Raw genomic sequence first — 21,172 nt, 5'->3', positions numbered from 1 at the left:
CTTCACGATCAGCCAACGTCAGCATGTTGCGCACGGCGGGCATCCTGTCCCACCGAACCACCAAGATCAAGTGCTACGACTGACTGAACTCGCCGCCTTCTCTCCGGCATGACCGCGTATCGAGCGAGGACGCGCTATCCTCCGACCTCATGGACGAGCCTGGGGTGGGCATCTACGAGCATCTGATCACGGGCCAGCTCGCCGCCCATCTCCATCACCTCGACCCGGCCCACGTCCAGCATCACCCTTTGGACCCCGCCGACGCCCACCACCCCCTGACCCGGCACCTGGCCGCCCTCATCAGCCGTGCACTCCAGTCCGTCCCCAGCGGCGACGACAAGCTCCACCGCCAGGTCGACCTGACCAATCACATCGCCGAGGCCATCGCCGCGCTCAGCCCCGCCGCCACCGACCACCACGACCAGGTCGCCGACGCCCGCAACCTCCTGCACGCCATCGCCGCCCCGCCCACCCCACCCGCGCAGCCGACCTTCCCGGCCCGCCCCACCACCCCGCTCTCCACCGGCGCGCTGCTGGTCAACGGCCGCCACCAGCCGCGCATCGGTCACGAGGTCACCCACGAGATGGCGTCGGCGGAGCGGGTCGACCTGCTCTGCGCGTTCATCAAGTGGCACGGGCTGCGCATCGTCGAGCCCGCCATCCGCGAGCTGACCGCCCGGGGCGGCGCGCTGCGGGTCATCACCACGACGTACCTTGGCGCGACCGACCAGCGGGCACTGGACCGGCTCGCCGAGTTGGGCGCCGACATCAAGGTCTCCTACGAGACCAGGACGACCCGCCTGCACGCCAAGGCGTGGCTGTTCCGTCGCAACAACGACATGACCACGGCGTACGTCGGATCGAGCAACCTGTCGCGGACGGCGCTGGTCGACGGGGTGGAGTGGAACGTGCGGATCTCCAACGTGGAGCAGCCGCACGTCATCGACACGTTCACCGCCACGTTCGAGGACTACTGGAACGACCCGGCGTTCGAGGCATACGAGCCGGGCCGGGACAGCGAGCGGCTGCGGCAGGCGCTCAGCGGGGAGCGCCCCGCCGACGCGCCGACGCCGATCGCGAACCTGGACGTGCGGCCGTACCCGTACCAGGCGGAGATCCTGGCCGACCTGGACGCGGAGCGGCAGGTCCACGGCCGGCACCGGAACCTGGTGGTGATGGCGACCGGCACCGGCAAGACCATCGTCGCCGCCCTGGACTACCGACGCCTGCACAGAAGCGGCACCGTCGACTCGCTGCTGTTCGTGGCCCACCAGGAGCAGATCCTGCGGCAGAGCCTGTCGACGTTCCGGCAGGTGATGGGCGACGGCAGCTTCGGCGAGACGCTGGTGGGCGGCCAGGTGCCGAAGGACTGGACGCACGTCTTCGCCTCCATCCAGTCGCTGCACCGCCGGGAGCTCGACCCCACGGCGTACGACATGGTGATCGTCGACGAGTTCCACCACGCGGAGGCACCGACGTACGCCCGGCTGTTGGAGCGGCTTACGCCGCGCGTACTGCTGGGGCTGACGGCGACCCCCGACCGGACCGACGGCGGCGATGTGCGGCGGTGGTTCGACGGACGCGCGGCCGTGGAGCTGCACCTGTGGGAGGCGCTGGAGCGGCAACTGCTGGCCCCCTTCCAGTATTTCGGGGTGCACGACGACGTGGACCTGTCGCACCTGCGGTGGAAGCGCGGCCAGGGATACGACCAGGGCGAGCTGGGCGCGATCTACACCGGCGACGACGCGCGGGCACGGCTCATCCTCAAGAGCGTGCGGGGCACGGTGGACGTGGACCGGATGCGGGCGCTCGGGTTCTGCGTGAGCATCGGGCACGCCGAGTTCATGGCGGACTGGTTCACCCGGCACGGCGTACCGTCGGCGGCGGTGACGTCCCGGGCGGACCGGCCGGCGCAGCACGGCCTGCTGCGGGAGTTCAAGGCCGGGAAGCTGCGCGTGCTGTTCACCGTCGACCTGTTCAACGAGGGCGTAGACCTGCCGATGGTCGACACGATCCTGATGCTGCGCCCCACCGAGAGCGCCACGATCTTCCTCCAGCAGCTCGGCCGGGGCCTGCGCCTCGACGACGACAAGCCGTGCCTGACCGTGCTCGACTTCATCGGCGGGCAGCACGCCAACTTCCGCTTCGACCTGCGCTGGCGGGCCCTGACCGGGGTCACCCGGCGGGCGATCAGGGACGCGGTCGAGCAGGACTTCCCCTCCCTGCCCAGCGGCTGCCACGTCCAGCTCGACCGGGTCGCGAAGGAGATCGTGCTCGGCAACCTCAAGAGCGCCCTGCCCACCTCGAAGAAGGGCCTGGTGGCCGAGCTGCGGCAGCTCGGGGACGTCGGCCTCGCCGAGTTCCTGCGGGAGGCCGGCCTCGAGGTCGAGGACGTGTACCGGTCGGCGTCGGTCGGCGGGTGGGCCGGGCTGCGGCGGCTCGCCGGCCTGGACGCCTCGGCACCCGGCCCGGACGACCGGGAGTTGGGGCGGGCCATCGGGCGGATGCTGCACCTAGACGACGTCGACCGCCTCGACCTGCTGGCCCGGGTCGCCGCCGGTGAGCAGCCGGAGCCGGGGCGACTGTGGGACATGCTGCACTTCGACCTGTGGGGGCCGAACGCCACGCTGACGTCGCGGGAAGAACGGGACGAACGGCTCGCCCGACTCTGGGAGACGCCCGCGCGCTGCGCCGAGCTGCGGCAGCTCGCCGAGGTGCTGCGGGACCGTATCCACCGGGTCACCGCCCCCGTCGGCGCGCTGCGGGTGCACGCCCGCTACAGCCGCAACGAGGCGTGCGCGGCGTTCGGCATGCCCAACCCCGGGTCGCTGCGGGAGGGCGTGAAGTGGCTGGAGTCCGAGCAGGCGGACCTGTTCTTCGTCACCCTGGTCAAGTCGGAGCAGCACTACTCCCCCACCACCATGTACGCCGACCGGGCCGTCACCGAGCGGCTGTTCCAATGGGAGTCGCAGAGCACCACGTCGGCGGCGTCGCCGACCGGGCAGCGGTATGTCAACCACGAGCGGCTGGGGTCGAGCGTGCACCTGTTCGTGCGGGAGACCCGGGTGCCGGACCGGGACCTGGGCGCGCCGGCCTACCTGTACGCGGGGCCGATGGCGTACCGGCGGCACACCGGGGACCGGCCGATGCGCATCGTCTGGGAGTTGGCGCACCCGCTGCCGGCCGACCTGTACGCGGCGGCCCGCGCCATCGCCGCATGACCAGCCGTCGGTCTTCCCTCAGCGTGCTCCGGGAAGCGCGGCATCGGCAGAGGGCTCGGTCACCAGCTCTCGGGACCTTCGTCCTGTTCCAGCTCGAAGGCGATCCGGGTCGCCTCGTATGCCTCGGTCGCCCCCGGCTCGGCCATGCGACGGTCGCGCAACTCGTTCCAGTCGACCCGATCAGTCACCGCGCTGTCCCTCCTCCCCGACGGCTCGCTCCGCCATTTGGTCAACGCCGATGCCCAGCTCCTCGATGCGCTGCCACAACGGTTCCAGCGCCGCCTCCGGGTCCCGGCTGAACACGCTGCCCCGGATCCGCACGAAGACGCAGTTGCCGACCCGTTCCAGCACCGCCTGCCGGCGCATGTCGCTCTCCCACTGGTCCGGCCCGTGGTAGGCGTCGCCGTCGCATTCGATGGCGAGCCGCCGGCCGTCCGGGGCGGGGAGCACGAAGTCGATCCGGTACGAGCCGATGCGGAACTGCGGCAGCGGCCGGAACCCCCGGCGCAGGATCCGGCGCAGCACCTCGCGTTCGAAGTCGCTGTCGCAGCGCTTCTCCAGGTCGTCGTACGCCTCCTCGGCGGTGTTGACGTTCTGGCAGTAGCTGAGCAGCAGCCCCCGGGCGTCGTCGTCGCGGAGGTCGGCGGGCTGCACGGAGTGGAACACCCACAGCTGGTCGCGGGCCCGGGAGGCGGCGACGTTGACCCGGCGGTGGTGGTCGCGCTTGGTGAAGGCGGAGACGACCCCGTTGTGCGGGGAGACGACCGTGGAGACGAGCACGACGTCCCGTTCGTCGCCCTGGAAGGTGTACGAGTCGCCGACGCGCAGCCGGCGGCGTTCCATCTCCTCCTCGCCGATCTCCTCGCGGAGCCGGGCGAGCAGGTAGAGTGCCTGCCCGCTGGTGCTGAGCAGGCTGACCACGCCGATGCTGCGTCCCGCGTAGGCGGGGTCGGCGACGATCGCGGCGACCCGTGCGACGAGGGCTTCGGCCTCGGCGACGTTGACGTTGCCGTACGCGGGCAGGTCCTGGCGGATGCCGTCGGGCACGTGCACGGCGACGACCGGGTCGCCGATGCCGGCGGGCCGGTCGGTGCGCAGCGGTTCGATCTCGCCGCCGTAGTAGGTGTCGCTGGAGAAGCCGATGATGGCCGGCACGGAGCGGAAGTGCTCGGTCAGCAGGATCCGCTCCGGGGATCGACGTACGGCGTGGTCGTAGAGGCTGCTCTCCGGGTCGAAGTGTTCGGCCGACGGCACGTCGGCCAGGTGCGAGTTGATCAGGCCGGTGACGCTGCCGACGAAGGAGAGCTGCGGGCCGATCTGCTGGTCGTCGCCGACGACGACGGCCCGTTCGGCGAGGCTGAGGATCGGCAGCGCGAACAGGTCGGCCTGGGATGCCTCGTCGACGATGACGACGTCGAACCGGGCGCCGCCGGCGAACTGCTCGATGGCCCGGTCGACGGACATGACCCAGACGGGCACGGCGTCCACGGCGGCGGCCATCGCCTTCTGGGCGTGGGCCTGCCACATGGCGGCGCTCTTGCCGGTGCCCTTGCCGATCTTGCGGAGCGCGGTGGTCCAGTCGGCGAGGGCGGCGCGCCGCCGGTCATCCAGCGCCAGGGACACCTCCAGCCAGGAGGAGGCGACCACGAGTTCCTTGGTGAGCTGTCGGATCCGTTCCCGGGTGCGGTCGACGCGCCGGCCCAGGGCGACCGGGTCGACGCTGCCGACGACCTGGTCGAACCAGGTCTGCGCGCGCCGCCACCGCCAGCGGCCGAGGCAGTCCGCGCCGGTGCCGTGCAGGGCGGCGGCGGTGCCGTCCTCGATCTGGGCGGTCCAGTCGGGGGCGGCGGGCCGCAGCCGGTCGGTGAGCTGGGCGAGGCGTTGCGCCTCGGGGCGCAGGGCGGCGAGCCGGCGCACCTCGTCGAGGATGCCGTCCCAGCCGTCGAGGTCGCCCTGGTGGGCCTGGTCGAGCAGCCGCCACAGGTCGCTGGCGTCGGTGCTGGACATGCCGTGCTGGAGCAGCGCGTCGAGCCGGCGTCGCTCGGCGACGAGCCGGTCGTGGGCGAACACCGCCGGGCAGCGGCCGAGCAGGGCGGCCAGCGCGGTGAGCCGGCGTACGTCGGTGGTGTGCTCGGCGCGCGGCAGCAACCGGCGGACGGTGCCCAGCAGGGCGGGCCAGCGCCGCCGGTCCCAGTCGAGGGCGGTGGCGGCGGCGGTGAGCAGCTGGCCGGTCCAGTATTCCGGCTGGTCGCCGGCCTCCGCCGGCAGGCCGAGGGTCGCCCGCCACTCCGCCCACCGGGTGGCCAGCGCCTGGCGCAGCCGGCGCCGGGTGACGTATGCGACGACGATGTCGACGTCGTCGGTGCCGCGCAGCGTCTCGCCGTCGATGCGGCAGTCGGTGGCGATCCGGGCGAGCGTGCCGTGGAAGAGCTTGCTGACGCCCTTGCCGGCGGCGAAGCGCTGCCGCAGCTCGTCGAGCTGGGCCAGCAGCCGGCGCGGCTCGGTGAGCTGGGCGTCGGCGACGGTGACCTCGTGCCCGGCGATGACCCGGGCGGCGGCGGCCAGGTCGGCGAGCGCCTGCTCGCTGGCGGTGACGTGGTCCTCCCACCGGATCCGCCAGTTGGGGTCGGCCTGGAGCAGGGTGCCGAGGCGGTCGGTCCACGCGCCCTCCCGCTCGGTGAGCAGGGTGCGGGCCTCCCGCAGCTGCCCGGCGAGTTCCTCCAGGGCGGGCTGCCCGAAGACGCGTACCTCGGGCACGAGCACCCCGGCGTCGGCGAGCCGGTCCAGTTCGAGGCGGGCCGCGCCGAGGTCGCGGCGGGCGGCGCGGACCGCCTCGGCGGTGGGCAGGTCGGCCGCCGTCGGCAGGTGGCGCAGCGCCTGGGTGCGGTCCCGCCTTTCGGTACGCCGGGCGATGTCGAGCAGGTCGCTGAACTCCTCGACGGTCAGCGGGGCGTCGAGGTCGGGGGCGACCGGGTCGGGGATGTCGCCGTACCGGTCGGCCCGCTCCCGCAGCCACGCGCCGACGTCGCCGGGTGACAGCCGGATGCCGTCGATCTCGTGCCGGGCGGACTCGTTCTCGGCGACGGCGCGCAGGCCGCCCAGGGCGAGCCCGAGGTCCCGCTCGGCTTCCTCCAGTTGCCGGCGCAGCCGGTCGACCTTCTGCTGCTCGGCCCGCCGGTCGAGGGTGGCGCCGCGGTCGGACAGCTCGCGGGCGGCGAGCTGGAGCTGCACGAGCTGGTCGGTGGAGCGGCCGAGCACCGCCAGGCACAGCGACTGGATCTCCTGGGGCAGGCCGTCGCGCAGAACCCGGAGCGGATCCTCCTTCTGGGCGACGACCAGCACCCGCTTGCCGTGTGCCATCAGGTGGCAGATGAGGTTGCGGATGGTGTGGGTCTTGCCGGTGCCGGGCGGCCCCTGCACGGCGACGTTGCGGTGCTGGGCGAGGCGGCGGGCGATGGACTCCTGCGCCTCGTTGGTGGGCAGCGGCATGAGCAGCCGCTCCCCCAGCGGCGCCCACCGGGCGGGCTGGTCCTGCGGCATCTCCAGGCGGCTCGGTTCGTGGGCGAGGATGGCGGCCAGCGCGCCGATGCTGGCGGTGTCTCCGGCGAGCAGCCGGGCCCGCAGCTCCTCCAGGAAGCGGCGCAGCATCCGCTGCCGGGGCCGGACGAACAGCACGCCGGTGTCGTGGGCGTGTGGTCCGCCCGGGGCGGGGGCGTCGGCGGCGCGGACGGTCGGGTCGTGCCCGAGGCGGCGCAGCGCGCGTTCGAGGAACTCCTGACGGGCGGGGTCGTCCCAGACGTCAAGGTCGAGTTGCCCGCCGGGCCCGGTCAGCGCGAGCAGTTGACCGAGGTACCGCTCGTCGAGGCCGGTCAACGAGTCGGTCTGCACCCGGGCGGAGCCCTGGGGCACCACCCGGATCAGCGACCGGTCGGCGTCGAACTCGATGGCGACCGGGGTCGCGACGAGCGGGTACCGCACCCGGTGCCCGGCGACGTCGGCGCGCAGCACGCCGTGCCCCCACACCAGCTCGTGGGTGGCGGCGTCCATGTCCACCCGGTGCTTCAGGTCGAACAGGCCGCGGTGCAGGTCGCGGACCCGCTCGGTGCGGCGGGTCTGCTCGGCCCAGGGGCGCCACTGCTGGTCCCGCCACTGCGCGAAGCGGGGTTGCAGGAGCTCGACCTTCTCCTCGTCGCCGGTCAGCCGGGGCTCGGTGGCGGGCGACAGCGGCTCGGCGAGGTACGGGGCGAACTCGGCGGGCGCCCGGAGCTGCTTCGGCGCCGGCGGGAGGCCGACGCGCAGCCAGCTGCCGTCCGCGGTGGAGGCGCCCACCTGGCAGTCGGCGTGGTCGGGAAGGTCGTGCTGCCAGTACGCGTCCGCCTGCGGCACCGTGCGGGCCGGCTTCTCCAGCTGGGCACGGACGGCCATCAGGTAGTCGACGAGGGACGTCGCGCGGTCGAGGATCAGCGACGGCGTCTCCGTCGCGGAGGTGACGCGGGAAAGCATGTGAACCGTTACCTTTCAGTGCGCTCTAGCGAGCACACGGTTGGTAGTTCTGCCTTGCGGCAGGACGGTCCCGGTCTTGTCGGCGGATGCCGTGCCGGGTTCACGCTTCACGGCCACCTGCCCGCGTACGCGGGTCTTCTGGTCGGCTCCACGTGCTGCCACCGGGCCACTCCCGGCGGTATCGACACAGCGACCCGGGCGACCTGCCGATCCAGGTCCGATTCCTGGTCGGCCGACGAAACACAGGCGTACACCACCGTCAGCCCGGTGTTCGGAGCTACGCCGGTCAACGGCTCACCGACCATGATCAGCCGACCGAGACGGTACGTGGAAACGGGCAGCGTCCCGGACTCGTAACGTCGCCGTGCGGTCGCGTACGAGATCCCGGTAGCTGATGCGCCCACTCCTTCAAGTTCACACCGTCATTCCAGCAGCCTAGTGAGCGCTACTGACGCCCACAGCATCACCAGCGCCACCCCTCTGAGTCGTTGGTACGACGTCGTTGGCACGACGCGGCGGGCAGCGCCGGGACGCCGGACGTACGCCGCTCCGCCTGGCCACCGACGGCCCTGTGGACAGTACCGGCAGGGCTCCATCGTGCGGCGCCCCGGCGTGGCCAGTTGCGCACGTCGCGTCGGGAGAAGTGTCGTAGGGCGGGTCTAGCCTGACCCGGCCCACCCCACGCGAGGAGAACACGTCATGCTCGACCACCTCGGCATCCAGGTCCGCGACGTGCCGGCCAGCGCCGCCTTCTACGACGCCGTCCTCGCGACGCTGGGCGCGCGCCGGCTGATGGAGTTCGGCGACGTGCTCGGCTACGGCAGCGACACACCCGACTTCTGGCTGAGCCCCACGACCGCCACCGGTACGGCGCACGAGGCGCACATCGCCTTCACCGCCCCGGACCGGGCCGCCGTGCGGGCGTTCCACGACGCGGCGGTCGCCGCCGGCGCGGAGGTGCTGCACGCTCCCCGGGTGTGGCCGGAATACCACCCGACCTACTTCGGCGCGTTCGTCCGCGACCCGGACGGCAACAACGTCGAGGCCGTCTGCCACGCCCCGGAATGACGCGCGGGCGGCCGGGCGGCGACGCCGACACCACGGGCCGCGCGTTCGTGGACAGTTGTCGTCCGCCGACGACGACAACTGTCCACGGTCTGGGGAGGGCGGTCAGCGGAGCGGGTCGTGGGTGCCTTGGGGGACGTGCGGCTTGCAGCGGCGCAGCCGCTCGGCGGCCATCCGCCCGCCCACGGCCAGGCCGTGCCGCTCGACGGCGGCCAGCCCGTACGCGCTGCACGTCGGGGTGTAACGGCACTGGCCCGGCCAGCGGTGCGACAGCCACCGCCGGTAGCCGAGGATCGCGGCCCGGCCGGCCCGGTCGACGACCGGCGCCCGGGTCGCCCCGGCGGCCACCGAGCCGAGGGTGAGCAGGAACGAGAAGAGCCCGAAGTCGCAGCAGTCCGGGCCGTCGCAGTCGCAGTCGGTGCAGGAGTCGACGCCACGCCGCTTCTTCTTGCGGTGGCGGTCCCTCTTGAGGTTGAACATGCCGATGATGATGTGACACGCGCGCCACCTGCCCGAACGGAGGAGTCAGGTCCAGACCGTGCGGCGCAGCCCGTCGTGGGTGGCGCAGACGCCGGCCCGCCCACCGGTGAGGCTGAGCGCGCCGTCGCGGCACTGCACCAGGTACCCGTCCCCGGCCCAGAAGTCCTGCCCGCAGTCGAAGTAGTCGCACACCCGCACGTCGGGCCGGCGGATGCGGGAGCCGCCGCAGTAGTCGTACCCGAACGGGTTGGCCGGCGCGCCGCAGAGCCCGTCGCGCTTCGCGGCCGGCGGGCCGACGGGCGCCGGCGTGGTGGGCGGTACGGCGGTGCCTGGCGTGGTGCCGCGCCGCGGCTTCGGCGGGGCCGCCGGGCCGTCGGTGGGGAACGCGGCCGGGACGGCGGTGGGCGCGGCGGTGGCGGCGGACGCGATGTCCGGGCCGGGCCGCACCGGCGGGTCCGACTCGAACAGCACCGCGGGCACCAGCAGCGCCACGGCGGCGGCCACCGCGACGGTACGCCGACCGCCCGGCACGAGGGAGGTGATCCGGGCCTGGGCGGGGGTGGCGATGGCGGGGCGGAACGGCCGGGTCTGATCGTGTTCGGCGATCAGCTCGTCGAGCTGGGCGAGCACGGCGCCCCGCTGCTCGATGGCCTCCGCGAAGGCCAGGGTGAGGGTGAACCGGAACTCGGCGGCGGCGTCGGCGGGCAGCAGCAGGCCTGAGGTGCGCCGCCGGTCGAGGACCTGGATCAGCGTGACCGGCGCCGCCGGGTCGTGGGCCAGGCCGGTCATCCTCCCGTACGCCCAGTCGCGCCGGCCGCGCCCGCCGAGCAGGACGAGCCGGCGGTCGGTGAGCACGGCGAGGCCGGCGTCGGTGACCTTGACCCCGTCGGGGCGTCGGTGGTGCAGCGCGGACCGGGCGGGGTCGACGCACAGGTCCGGGGCGGGCAGCACGGCGGTGTGCCGCAGCTCGACCAGTTGCGCGGCGGGCAGCGCCCAGAACACCCGCTCGCCGGGGGCGAGTTCCAGGGGCAGTCCGTCGCCGGCGGTGGCCTGCCGGCCGAAGTCGGCCGCCGCAGCTCGCAGCCGCCGCAGCTCGTCGTCGCGCCGCCGCCAGGCCCGCTCGGCGTCACGGTACGTCCGCTGCCGCCGCTCGTTCTGCCGGTGCGCCCACCGGTATCGCCAGGTGGCGCCGGTCGACTGCCGCCAGGTGCCGCCCGGCGAACTTGTTGTGGAACCCGTCGAATCAGTCTTCGCCACGCCGACTCCTTCGCCGCGCGAGCCACCAACCGGGGTGTCACCCGGATCAACGGCGGCGGCGAACCCAACGGACCCACCAAAACGGGCTAATCACCCGATCGGTGGACTAAACAACGCGGTAGGCGGATGACAGCGCGCCGATTCACGTTCGCCGCCGGACCCGGGTGGGGGGTGGATCACCGGGTGACGCCTTCCGCAGCCGGCGTCAGCGTTCCACGGTGGCCGGGGTGAGGGCGGCGCACAGGTCGGCGAGGCCGGCGGGGCGGCCGTACCGCCAGCCCTGGCCGTGCAGGCAGCCGATCGCGGTGACCGCCTCGTGCTGCCGGTCGGTCTCCACCCCCTCGGCCACCACGGTCAGGTCGAACGCGTCGGCGAGCCGGGCCACCATCTCCACCGTGGCGTAGGCGCGGGCGTCCTCGCCGAGGCGGGCCACGAACGACCGGTCGATCTTCAGCTCTGTGGCGGGGATGCGGTGCAGGTAGCTCAGCGACGAGTAGCCGGTGCCGAAGTCGTCGATGGCGATGCGGATGCCCAGCTCGCGGAGCTGGCGCAGCCGGTCCAGCACCGCGTCGCTTCCCTCGATCAGGGCCGACTCGGTCAGCTCCAGGGTGAGCGCGCGGGGGGCCAGGCCCGCGCCGGCGGTGGCCGCGGTGACGGTGGCGATGAGGTCCGGCCGGCGCAGGTGCGCGGCGGCGATGTTGACCGCGACGGTGGCGTCCGGGTTGCGATCCCGCCAGATGGCGGCGGCCCGGCACGCCTCGTGGATCACCCAGCGGTCGATCGGCAGGATCAGCCCGCTCTCCTCGGCCAGCGGCAGGAACCGGGCCGGGGTGAGCAGCCCCAGCCGGGGGTGCCGCCAGCGCACCAGCGCCTCGGCGCTGCGCACCTCGCCGGTGGCCAGGTCGACGATCGGCTGGTATTCCAGGTGCAGCTGTTCCTCGTCGACGGCGCGGCGCAGGTCCGCGATCAGCTCGGCGCGGCCCACCGCCGCCTCCCGCAGTTCGGCGGTGCACGTGCGGTACGCGGACTTGCCGGCCGCCTTCGCCGCGTACATGGCGATGTCGGCGTCGCGGAGCAGGTCGGTGTGGGAGGCGTGCTGCGGGCCGTACTCGGCGATGCCGATGCTGGCCGAGGGGTGCACGCCCACCTCCTCCTCGCCCGGGGAGGGTTGCAGGGCGTCGAGCAGCCGTTCCGCCAGGTGCTCCGGGCGGACCTCCCGGTCGCCGTCGACGAGGACCGCGAACTCGTCGCCGCCGAGCCGGGCGACGGTGCCGTCGCCGGCCACGGCCGCCGTCATCCGGCCGGCGATGCTGGTCAGCAGGTCGTCGCCGGTGCCGTGCCCGAACCGGTCGTTGACCTGCTTGAAGCCGTCCAGGTCGAGCAGCAGCACGGCGACGGGGGGCCTGTCGCGCAGCGCCCGGCGCAGCCGGCGGGTGAAGGTCAGCCGGTTGGGCAGGCCGGTGAGCTGGTCGGTGTAGGCGAGCCGGCGCAGCCGGGCGACGAGCCGCAGGTTCTCGTTGGCGGCCAGCCCCTGCCGCAGCGCGAGCACCCCGAGCAGGGCCACCATGCCGACGAAGATCAGGTGCGGGGTCTGCCCGGTGGGCCGGCGGGCCAGCACCACCGCCACGATCGCCCCACCCACCGGCAGATAGGGCAGAGCGACGCGCCACCACGGCGGCAGCGGCGGCTCGGCGGCCTCCTCCGAGGCGGGCCAGGCCGGGGGCGGCGGATGGTGGGCGGCGGCACCGATCAGCAGGTAGCTCAGCGGCCAGCACACGTCGATCGGATGGCCGGGGGCGTAGCTGCCGTGGGCGAAGAGCGAGACGTACGCGGCGTCGGCGACCGCCCGGGTGCTCAGGCTGGCCCCGATCGCGGCGAGCGGCCGCCACATCGGGCGGGCCGGGCCGGCCACCGCGACGAGGATGGTCAGCTGCATCAGGTCGAGCATCGGGTAGAGCAGCCCGAAGGTGCGCAGCGGGTCGGCCAGGTCGGCCTCGGTGATGTCCCGGAACACCACCACCCAACCGATCGGGATCAGGGCGAGGCCGACGATCACCCCGTCCAGCACGGTACGGGCCCGGCCGACGACGCTGCGCGGCGCGGCGGCGCAGCAGAGCAGCGCGGCGGTGCCGGTGCCGATGCCGAGGATGAACAACGCGCCGATGAGCATCGTGTGCGGCAGGGCGCCGTCGCCGAGGCGCTGCACCGTCCACACCGTCCGGCCGAGGGCGGCGAGGCACATGGTGACGGCGAGCAGCACCCAGAACCGGCGCAGCGGCACCGGGTGCCGGCGGGCCGCCCGGACGCAGGCGTGGCTGGCCCAGCCCGCCACGGCGATCGCGGTGAGATCGCTGGACAGGGCCGCGCCGGGCAGGGCGGCGACCAGCCAGGTCAGCTCGACGAGCAGAGCCGCCGCGGCCACGGCGAGCCCGAACCGGCCGGACCGGGCCGCCCCGGCGGGAGCCGCGCAGGCGGAACGTGCGTCGTGGGGCAGCACAGTGGTCGTCCGGCTCTCTCTCCTGCGCGCACCCTCGACGGCGAGGCCCGGTGATTGACAGCGAACCACGAAAGCCTAGCCAGCCACCGGGCTGGCCGCCAGGCCGGTGCACAGAGGACGGTGGCGTGGCGGGACCGTCAGCCCCACTCCTCCGTCGGGTCGCCGTCCGGCGCACCCACCGGAGCGGGGGCGGGACCGGAACCGGCGGGGGCGGCCGGCGGGCCGCCGTGCGTCCACGGCGTGTCCTCGGGGGCGGGGAACGCGCCCGCCGGCAGGAACCCGTCCGCCAGGGTGGTGAGGCAGAGCCGCTCCCCCACCTCCGGCACCGTGCCCGGCGGGGCGGTCAGCCCCCGACCCATTCCGCCGGAGAGCTCCAGCACCACCTCGGTCTTGCCGTCGGCCGCCGGGGTCAGGAAGACCACCTTCGCCTTCTGCGTCGGCCGGGCCGGCGAGTACAGCGTCGCGCCGACCGGCACCGCCACCGGCTCGGTGGTCACCACCTGGATGCGGGGGCGCAGCACCGGACGCTTGCCGGTGTCGTCCACCCGCGCCGCGTCGGCGAGGGTCACGTCGCCCACGAACGCCTCCCCGGTCAGCCGGTGCTCGGCCATCACCAGCGGGTCGTCGTAGGCGCGCTGCACCGCGTACGAGGCCGCGGCCCGCTCCAGCCGGTGCAGGCGCACCGCCGCCGCCACCGCCCCGTCGCGGCGCGGCTGCGGCCCGCCGCCCGCGTCGACGTGCTCCGCGTGGCCGGTGAAGGCGTCCCGGTCGCCGGACCAGCGCCCCGCCACCCGCACCCCCGGCGGCAGGGCGGCGAGCAACCCCAGGCCGCGCCACACCAGCTCCCAGGTGGGCGCGAGCTGGCCGCGCAGCGCCAGCTCCAGCTCCGCGTACGCGCACCGCCGCGCCGCCTCGTCGTCGGCCGCGTCGGCGTACGCGGCGATGGCCGGGGCGAGCACCCGGTTGTCGAACTCGGGGTCGGTGGCCGGGCCGGCGGGCGGGCAGCGTGCCGGGTCCTCGGCGCGGGCCGCCGCCTGCGCCCCGGTCAGCCCCGGCGGCGGGTCGAGCCAGCCGAGCACCGCCGGCAGGTGCCGGTCCTCCACCGCGCTCTGCCCGGTGGCCCAGTGCAGGGTCAGCGCGTCGGTCAACGCCACCAGCGCCGACGAGCCGGGATGCTCGGCCCGCTCGGCGAAGAACGTCAGCCAGCGCCCGAGCAGCGGCACCGACGGGTGCACCGGGTAGTCGCCGTCGGGCCGGCGGAACCGGGTGGAGCGGCCGAACAGCCGCAGGAACGTGACCCCGGCCGCGTTCGGCACGACGAGTTGCGGCGCGTCGACGTACCGGTGCCGCACGTCCCGCCCCCGGTCGACCGCGACCGCCTCCGTGTCGCCCCGGAACGAGTCCAGGTAGGGCAGCACGATCCCGGCCAGCTCGGCGGCGAACGCGAACCGCTGGTCGCGGTTGCGCGGCTGCGGCACGAGCAGCAGCCGGACCGCGTCGGGGGCGTCGCCGACCAGCGCCGCGAGGGGCGCGTTCGCCTCGCCCGCCATGGTCAGCGGCACCAGCACCAGCGGCCGGGCCGACAGGTGCAGATGCCGGACGGTGGCCACCGGCTGGGCCACCCCGGCCGCGAGTGCCTGCGCTTTCGCGAGCGCGCGCAGCGTACTCATGCGGGCTGACCGGCCAGGGCGTCGGCGCGCAGCCGGGCCGCGGCCCGCAGCAGCGCGGCGGCCTCCGCCTGCTCGGGCGCGCCCGGGTCGGACCCGGAGGCCAACGCGAGGACCTCGGCCACCGTCGCGACCCCGCCGAGCGCCTCGCGGACCGGCCGGCCCAGCGCCGCCGTCTCGGTGCGGGTCTCGTGCCGGCAGAAGTAGGCCAGCTCGCAGGCCGCCAGGCAGTCGGGCGCGTAGCGGGCCGGCACCGCCGACAGCGACCGGCGCAGCCGCGCGGGGTCGGCCGCCGGGTCGGCGGTGAAGCCGGCCGACACCCGGGCGAGCAGGTCGTCGACGCGGGCCATCCGGTCGAGCTGGCGGCGCAGCACCAGCAGCTGCCTGCGCACGTCGACCAGGCTGGCGACGGGCCGGTTGGCGAAGTCGCGCGGGCAGACCAGCACCACGTCGGCGGAGACCAGCGCCGCGTCGTGTCCCTCGGCGGCGAGCAGCTCCCGCAGCGCGAGCACGTAGACGGCGGACTGGATCGCGGCGGCGGCCACCTTGCCCGGGTCAGCCTGCCCGTCGATCACCGGGAACGACTTGATCTCCACGACGTGGAACCGGCCGGCGAGCCGGGCCGCGACCAGGTCCGGCTCCAGGTGCACCCGCTGGCCGGCGACGTCCAGGCCGAGCAGCGGATGGTCGAACAGGGCGGCTGGTTCGTCGATGCCGGCCGGCGCGGCGGCGGCCAGCGCCGCCCGCGACCGCGCGGCCCGGCCGAGCTGCCCGGCCGGGCCCGTCGCGTCAGGCTCGTCGGTCGCGGCGGGCCGGTCCCCCGGGCCCGGGCCGGGTCGGTCGATCGCGTCGCGCCCGGCGGGCCGGTCGTCCGCGCCCAGGTCCGTCCAGGTCGCCGGGCCGCCCGGGTCCACGCCGAGCCGCTCGGCGACCAGCCGCAGCAGCTCGGCCCCGCCGTCGGCCTTGACCTGCGCCTCGAAGGCGTTACCCCGGGTGATCGCGAAGCGGGACTGCCCGAACCGGGCCGGGAACCCGACCCGCTCGGCCAGCCCCGGCTTGTCGGCCCCCGCGCTGTCCAGCACGGCCCGGCGCTCGCAGCCGGGGTTGCCGGTCAGCGCGGCGATCGTCCGGGCGTTGTGCCGGCGCGGTGCACCGCCGCCCCGGATCTCGGCCAGTCGCCGCGCGGTGCTCGTCACGACACGCCACCTTAGGCGGTCCGCGCCGGTTCGGCGCGGGCCGCGCCGCGCCGGACCAGCACGGCCACCGCGACGGCGGCGGCCAGCGCCGCCCCGGCCATCACCCAGAGCACGGTACGCAACCCCGAGGTGAAGCCCGGGTCGGCGAGCCGGCCGGCGGTGGTGCTGGCCAGCACCGCCCCGACCACCGCGATGGCGATCGTCTCGCTGGCCAGCCGGGCGGTGTTGATCATTCCGGCGCCGGTGGCCGCCCGCCCCGGCGAGCGCGCCGGTGGCGAGCATGAAGCTGGCGAAGGTGGCGTTGTAGCCGTTCACCACCCACTGCACCCCGGCCAGCCCGGCGTCGAGGTCGCGACCGATGTCCGGCAACGCGACCGAGGCACCGGTCAGCGAGATCGGCAACGACATGGTGGACAGCAGGACGGCGACCAGCACGACGGCCGGATGGTTGCGCACGATTCTCCCTGTTCTTCGCGGCGGCCCCAGCCTAGACGTGCTGTTCCCCGCGCACGCGGGGGTGATCCCCGCGGTCACCGTCCGCATGGTCCCGCCCCCGCCACCCTCCCCCACCCTCCCGCAGCTCTCCCGCCACCCTCCCCCCAGCACAGATCTTGGACGGTTGCTGTCATCGATGAACGCCAGTTGTCCAAGATCTCGCCGCACGTCCCGGCACCGCCGAGACGTGCGGCGGCGTGTCGTCTCGTGAAACGACAGACGATCATGGCCGGTGCCGGCCAGCGGGCGGTGGGCGCGACGGCGGGGCCGGCGGCCCGGGTGCAGGGCGGGCGGGAGACGGTGCGCGCGGGGCCCCCGCAGTACCCACCCGCTCGACCTTCTGCACCTCCAAGTTTCCCGTCGAGCAGTGAAAACACCCCGTGCTGACCTCAGCGGATCCGGAAGCCGTTGAGCGGCGGCAGCACTCGCCCTTCGCTGGCGTACTCCCAGCCGCAGCGCCGGAATTCGGATGGCTGAGCCGCTGACCCTCTTCTTGTCAATGAGGTCGACGAGAGGGGACGGCCCGCGCGGCCGTCCCCCTTCGTCAGTGCTCGCCGGTCAGGCCGACCAGTCCGGCCGCAGCGGGTAGCCGTTCGCCCCACGCGGGCCGTTGCGAGTGGCCAGCACCTGGTGCAGCTGGATCTCGTTGCGCTCGAACGCCAGCCGCGACCCCGCCATGTACAGCCCCCACACCCGGGCGGTGCCCTCGCCGACCTCGGCCACGCACTCGTCCCAGTGCGCCACCAGGTTGCGGCACCAGCCGGCCAGCGTCAGCGCGTAGTGCTGGCGCAGGTTCTCCTCGTGGTGCACCTCCAGCCCCGCGTCGTGGATCTCGCTGATCAGCCGGCCCGGCCCGGCCAGCTCGCCGTCGGGGAAGACGTACCGGTCGATGAACGCGCCGGAGCGGTGCGGCGCCCGGTTGTCGGCCCGGGTGATGCAGTGGTTGAGCAGCCGCCCGCCGGGACGCAGCCGGCCGCCCAGCGCCCGGACGTAGGCCGGGTAGTTGCGCACCCCGATGTGCTCCGTCAGGCCGATCGAGGAGATCACGTCGAACTGCTCGCGCGGGGCGTCCCGGTAGTCCAGGTGCCGCACCTCGGCCAGCTCCGACAGCCCCTCCCGCTCGATGGCCGCCTGCGCCCACTGCGCCTGCGCCCGCGACAGGGTCACCCCCAGCGCCTTCACCCCGTATTCCCGGGCCGCGTGCCGGACCATGCCGCCCCAGCCGCAGCCGACGTCGAGCAGCCGCATCCCGGGCTTCAGCCCGAGCTTGCCGGCGACCAGGCCGTACTTCGCGGACTGGGCCTGCTCCAGCGTGTCGTCCGGGCTGCGGTACACCGCGCACGTGTACGTCATCGAAGGGCCGAGCACCAGCTCGTAGAAGGCGTTGGAGACGTCGTAGTGATGGGAGATGGCGGTGCTGTCGCGGGTGCGGGAGTGGCGCAGCCCGTTGACCACCCGCTTCCAGCGCGGCGCGGCCTCCTGCGGCGGGGACGGCGGGGGCATCAGCCGCTCCCAGCCCAGCCCGCGCACCAGGGCCAGCCCCTCGGCCAGCGACGGCGGGCGCAACCGCAACTCGTCCTTGAGCACCCGCAACGCCTCGTACGGGTCGCCGGGGTGCACGCCACCCAGGTCCAGGTCGCCGCTGACGTACGCCCGCGCCATGCCCAGGTCACCCGGGGCGGTCAGCAGGTACGACAGGCCCCGTTCGGAGCGGACGTCGAGGGTGATCCCGGCGTCGGCCGGGCCGACGGCGCTGCCGTCGTACCCCGTGATCCGGACCGGCAGGGCCCCGGCCGTAACGGCACGGACCACGTCGGCCACGGTCGGGGTCGGGCGCCGCCCCCCGGCCGGCGGGACGGACGGGACGTCGGCCGCCCCCTGTTCTCGGTCAATCAGGCTCATCTTCGCGCTACCGCCTTCTCGTAAAGTCCGGTGAGCCGGTGGTCCGGGTCGTAACGGTCCTTCACCGCGCGCCAGGTGTCCCCGCCGTAGAGCCGGTCGAACGCCTCGCGGTCGTAGTACGCGTCCGAGTAGAGCGACTTGTGGCCGCCCGCGTCGGACACCGCGCGCTCGACCAGCCGGTTGACGTCGCCGTCGGCGGCGCCCCCGGTGATCGGCACGGTCCCCCAGAAGCCGATGTTGACGTAGTTCTGGCCCGGCCGCAGCGGATATAACGGCCAGACCCGCGCCGACCCGGGGCCGGCCGGCTCGCGCAGCCGCAGCGGGCAGAGCCAGACCGGGGACATCCGCACCTCGCGGGCGAACCAGCGCAGGAAGTCGGCGGCGCCGTCGAGGGGGACCTCCACGTCCTGCACCACCCGCTCGCGGGCCGGCTGGCCGCGCAGCCGGTCGATGCGGGCCGCCACCTGGTGCCGGTGCTCCAGCCGGACCAGCCGGTGGTAGACGTCGCTGCGCCGCAACCGGGCCGGCCAGAGCCGTCGCACGACCGGGTGCTGCGCGCCGAACGCCGCCGAGCACCAGAACCAGTCGGTGTCCCACCGCCACAGGTAGTCGTGGGTGGTCAGCCAGTCGCGGGTGCGCCGGGGCAGCGACCGGTAGTAGATGCCCTGGCCGGTGTAGTCGCTGACCTGCGGCGCGTCGTCGGTGAAGGTCGCCAGCATCAGGTACGCCTCGCCGGGGCTGAACATCACCCCGTCCATCGCGTCCACGGGCTCGCCGGCGAAGGAGCGGGTGGCGGTCACCTCGCCGATCGCCTCGACCAGCGCGTCGAGGTCGGTGAAGCGGACGTTGCGCAGGGCCACGCACTTGCCGACCGGGGCCAGCTCGATGCGCAGCCGGGTGGCATAGCCGAGGCTGCCCAGCGAGTTGGGGAACCCGGCGAAGAGGTCGGCGTGCGGCCCGTCGGGCCGGGCGGTGACGATCTCGCCCGCGCCGGTGAGCACGTCCATTTCCAGGACGGACTCGTGCGGCAGGCCATGCCGGAACGAGGTGGACTCGATGCCGAGCCCCGTCACCGCGCCGCCCAGGGTGATGGTGCGCAGCTGCGGCACCACCAGCGGCATCAGCCCGTGCGGCAGGGTCGCGGCGACCAGCCGCTCGTAGGTGCACATGCCCTGCACGTCGGCGGTGCGGGCGGCCGGATCGACGCCGATCACCCCGCCGAGGCCGCTGACGTCCAGGCCGGGGGCGCTCGGGGCGGATCTCGGCCGGAACAGGTTGGAGGTGCGTTTGGCCAGTCGAACGGTCTCACCAGCGGGCACCGCGGCGTAAGACTGCCGCAGCAGGTCCACCGCTCCGTCGTGGTCAACTGCATGATCCACACGGATTGCGCGCATGAGATCACTGTACGCGCGAACGATCGTTCCGGTGGGGGCGCTAGCGTGGACAGCATGCCGAAAGCCGTCTGGAACGACCTGGTGATCGCCGACAGCGACGACACGGTGGTGGTCGAGGGCAACCACTACTTCCCGCGCGCAGCCCTGCGCGACGACGTGCTCCGCGAGTCCTCGACGCACACCTTCTGCCCGTGGAAGGGCACCGCCTCGTACTACACGCTGGAGCACGACGGGCGGAGCAGCGCCGACGCGGTCTGGTACTACCCGGACCCGTTGCCGGAGGCCGAGATGGTCCGCGACCGGGTGGCGTTCTGGAAGGACGTCTCGGTCGTCGACTGACCGTGAGGCTGGCCTAGTCGCCAAGGACCTGGGTGTCGAGCAGGTGGCCCGCCGGTCCGGCTTCGGCACCGCCACCGCGCTGCGCCGGCGCCTGCACGGGCGGGTCGGCGTCTCGCCGTCGGCGTACCGCAGGGCCTTTCGGGCCCGCGCCTGACCTGTCCCCGTCCCGCCGGGGGCGCCACCCCGCCGGCCCCGGCAACGGCACGACTTGACGCAATTCGACTACACCACGTGACATCTTCGCTGCCGTTTGCGCCCATCCGGTCAAGCTGACTCCGCGTCACCTTCCTCCCGCCTCGCCACACCTCCCCCTTCCCCTTTGCTCTGCACCCACCCACGCAACATGGCGTTCGACCTGGGCACACACGCAAGGCGCGAGCCGTCACGCTGGGCAGGCCGGTCGCGCTACGTGATCGTTGCGTATTCGGGTGCAGAGCAAAGGGCGGCACTCGGGTGGTGCCACCCCCGGCGGCTGCGGTTGCGGTGTGTTACCTGTCGGCGGCGAGTGGACGTAGCAGAAGGCCCATCAGGCGCGGTGGGCGTGGAACTGCGGGCGCAGGGCCCGGAGCTGGGCCAGGTGCTTCGGCAGGTGGACCCGGGCGTGCAGGTCGAGGGTGCGGGCCCAGGGCAGCGTCTCGTCGACCCGCAGGTCGACGTCCTCATGCAGCCTGGTCTCGACCGGCGTCTGCGCCGCCGGGCCCAGCCGGTCCACCAGCGCGCAGAACCGCCAACTGGTGGCCCGCAACCGGGCCGCCAGCCCGCCCAGCGCCGCCAGCCCGGCGCTGCCCACCGGCTCCGCGCTGCCCGCCGGCCCGGCGTACTCGGCGACCAACGCGTCGAGCTGCGGCCGGTGGACGGCGTCCAGGTCGTAGTAGGCGAACGGGGAGCCGGCGAGCACCGCCTCGGTCGCCTCGGTCATCAGCTCGTCGTTGGCCACCAGGTGCGCCACGATCTGCTCGGCGCTCAGTTCCCCGTCGCCGGGCGGCTCGAACCCACCGGCGGCCAGCTCGGCGAGCACCTCGTCGTACGCCCGCCGCAAACCCGCGCTGTCCACGATCCCAGTCAACCCCGGTGCCGGCCCGGCCGGGCAGCGCTACCGCGTCCGGGTCACCCGGACGGGGCCGGGCCGTCGGGGGCCGCGCCCGGATCCGGATCG

At 74.1% G+C, this 21,172-nt stretch carries 14 protein-coding genes; 3 read left to right on the top strand and 11 right to left on the bottom strand.

Annotated features, from left to right (window positions below; genetic code table 11):
* Positions 1–149: 149 nt before the first annotated feature.
* Entirely contained in the window at positions 150–3,221 is a 3,072-nt protein-coding gene (locus ACFT41_RS18035) for a DUF3427 domain-containing protein (RefSeq protein WP_377587187.1), read from the top strand.
* 59 nt (positions 3,222–3,280) lie between these two features.
* Here ACFT41_RS18035 and ACFT41_RS18030 read toward each other — a convergent pair whose 3' ends face one another.
* Both ACFT41_RS18030 and ACFT41_RS18025 read right to left on the bottom strand, forming a co-directional pair.
* Positions 3,281–3,409 (bottom strand): hypothetical protein, encoded by a 129-nt coding sequence (locus ACFT41_RS18030; RefSeq protein WP_377587188.1) that lies wholly within the window; start codon positions 3,407–3,409, stop codon positions 3,281–3,283.
* The gene (locus ACFT41_RS18025) at positions 3,402–7,724 is read right to left on the bottom strand and encodes an AAA domain-containing protein (protein ID WP_377587189.1); all 4,323 of its coding nucleotides are present in this window, start codon (positions 7,722–7,724) and stop codon (positions 3,402–3,404) included. The genes ACFT41_RS18030 and ACFT41_RS18025 overlap by 8 nt, the downstream gene beginning before the upstream one ends.
* A gap of 699 nt (positions 7,725–8,423) precedes the next feature.
* Here ACFT41_RS18025 and ACFT41_RS18020 point away from each other — a divergent pair.
* The gene (locus ACFT41_RS18020; RefSeq protein ID WP_377587190.1) at positions 8,424–8,792 is read left to right on the top strand and encodes a VOC family protein; all 369 of its coding nucleotides are present in this window, start codon (positions 8,424–8,426) and stop codon (positions 8,790–8,792) included.
* Positions 8,793–8,894: 102 nt separating this feature from the next.
* Here ACFT41_RS18020 and yidD read toward each other — a convergent pair whose 3' ends face one another.
* The 8 genes from yidD to ACFT41_RS17980 all read right to left on the bottom strand — a co-directional run bounded on the left by yidD (position 8,895) and on the right by ACFT41_RS17980 (position 19,677).
* The gene (gene yidD, locus ACFT41_RS18015) at positions 8,895–9,269 is read right to left on the bottom strand and encodes a membrane protein insertion efficiency factor YidD (protein ID WP_377587191.1); all 375 of its coding nucleotides are present in this window, start codon (positions 9,267–9,269) and stop codon (positions 8,895–8,897) included.
* 45 nt (positions 9,270–9,314) lie between these two features.
* On the bottom strand, positions 9,315–10,526 hold the full coding sequence (locus ACFT41_RS18010) for a hypothetical protein (protein WP_377587192.1): 1,212 nt from the start codon (positions 10,524–10,526) through the stop codon (positions 9,315–9,317).
* Positions 10,527–10,731: 205 nt separating this feature from the next.
* A complete protein-coding gene (locus ACFT41_RS18005) occupies positions 10,732–13,023 on the bottom strand; it encodes a putative bifunctional diguanylate cyclase/phosphodiesterase (protein WP_377587193.1) in 2,292 nt (763 codons plus the stop codon).
* A 137-nt stretch (positions 13,024–13,160) separates the two neighbouring features.
* Positions 13,161–14,693, bottom strand: a complete 1,533-nt coding sequence (locus tag ACFT41_RS18000) for a hypothetical protein (protein ID WP_377587194.1) — start codon at positions 14,691–14,693, stop codon at positions 13,161–13,163.
* Entirely contained in the window at positions 14,690–15,886 is a 1,197-nt protein-coding gene (locus ACFT41_RS17995; RefSeq protein ID WP_377587195.1) for a hypothetical protein, read from the bottom strand. The genes ACFT41_RS18000 and ACFT41_RS17995 overlap by 4 nt, the downstream gene beginning before the upstream one ends.
* Positions 15,887–15,897: 11 nt before the next feature.
* Positions 15,898–16,119, bottom strand: a complete 222-nt coding sequence (locus tag ACFT41_RS17990) for a hypothetical protein (protein WP_377587196.1) — start codon at positions 16,117–16,119, stop codon at positions 15,898–15,900.
* 820 nt (positions 16,120–16,939) lie between these two features.
* On the bottom strand, positions 16,940–18,283 hold the full coding sequence (locus ACFT41_RS17985; RefSeq protein WP_377587198.1) for a class I SAM-dependent methyltransferase: 1,344 nt from the start codon (positions 18,281–18,283) through the stop codon (positions 16,940–16,942).
* Positions 18,280–19,677: an FAD-binding oxidoreductase gene (locus tag ACFT41_RS17980; protein ID WP_377587199.1), complete on the bottom strand. Its 1,398-nt coding sequence runs from the start codon at positions 19,675–19,677 to the stop codon at positions 18,280–18,282. The genes ACFT41_RS17985 and ACFT41_RS17980 overlap by 4 nt, the downstream gene beginning before the upstream one ends.
* A 54-nt stretch (positions 19,678–19,731) precedes the next feature.
* Between ACFT41_RS17980 and ACFT41_RS17975 the strand changes: the two genes are divergently transcribed.
* Positions 19,732–20,016 (top strand): DUF427 domain-containing protein, encoded by a 285-nt coding sequence (locus ACFT41_RS17975; RefSeq protein ID WP_377587200.1) that lies wholly within the window; start codon positions 19,732–19,734, stop codon positions 20,014–20,016.
* A gap of 526 nt (positions 20,017–20,542) precedes the next feature.
* On the opposite strand, the gene ACFT41_RS17970 is transcribed toward ACFT41_RS17975, so the two are convergent.
* The gene (locus tag ACFT41_RS17970; protein WP_377587201.1) at positions 20,543–21,070 is read right to left on the bottom strand and encodes a hypothetical protein; all 528 of its coding nucleotides are present in this window, start codon (positions 21,068–21,070) and stop codon (positions 20,543–20,545) included.
* Between the last annotated feature and the right edge of the window lie 102 nt (positions 21,071–21,172).

It is taken from the genome of Micromonospora sp. NPDC057141 (assembly GCF_042670805.1).
Taxonomy (GTDB): Bacteria; Actinomycetota; Actinomycetes; order Mycobacteriales; family Micromonosporaceae; genus Micromonospora.
This window is presented reverse-complemented; position numbering and strand designations above follow the sequence as displayed.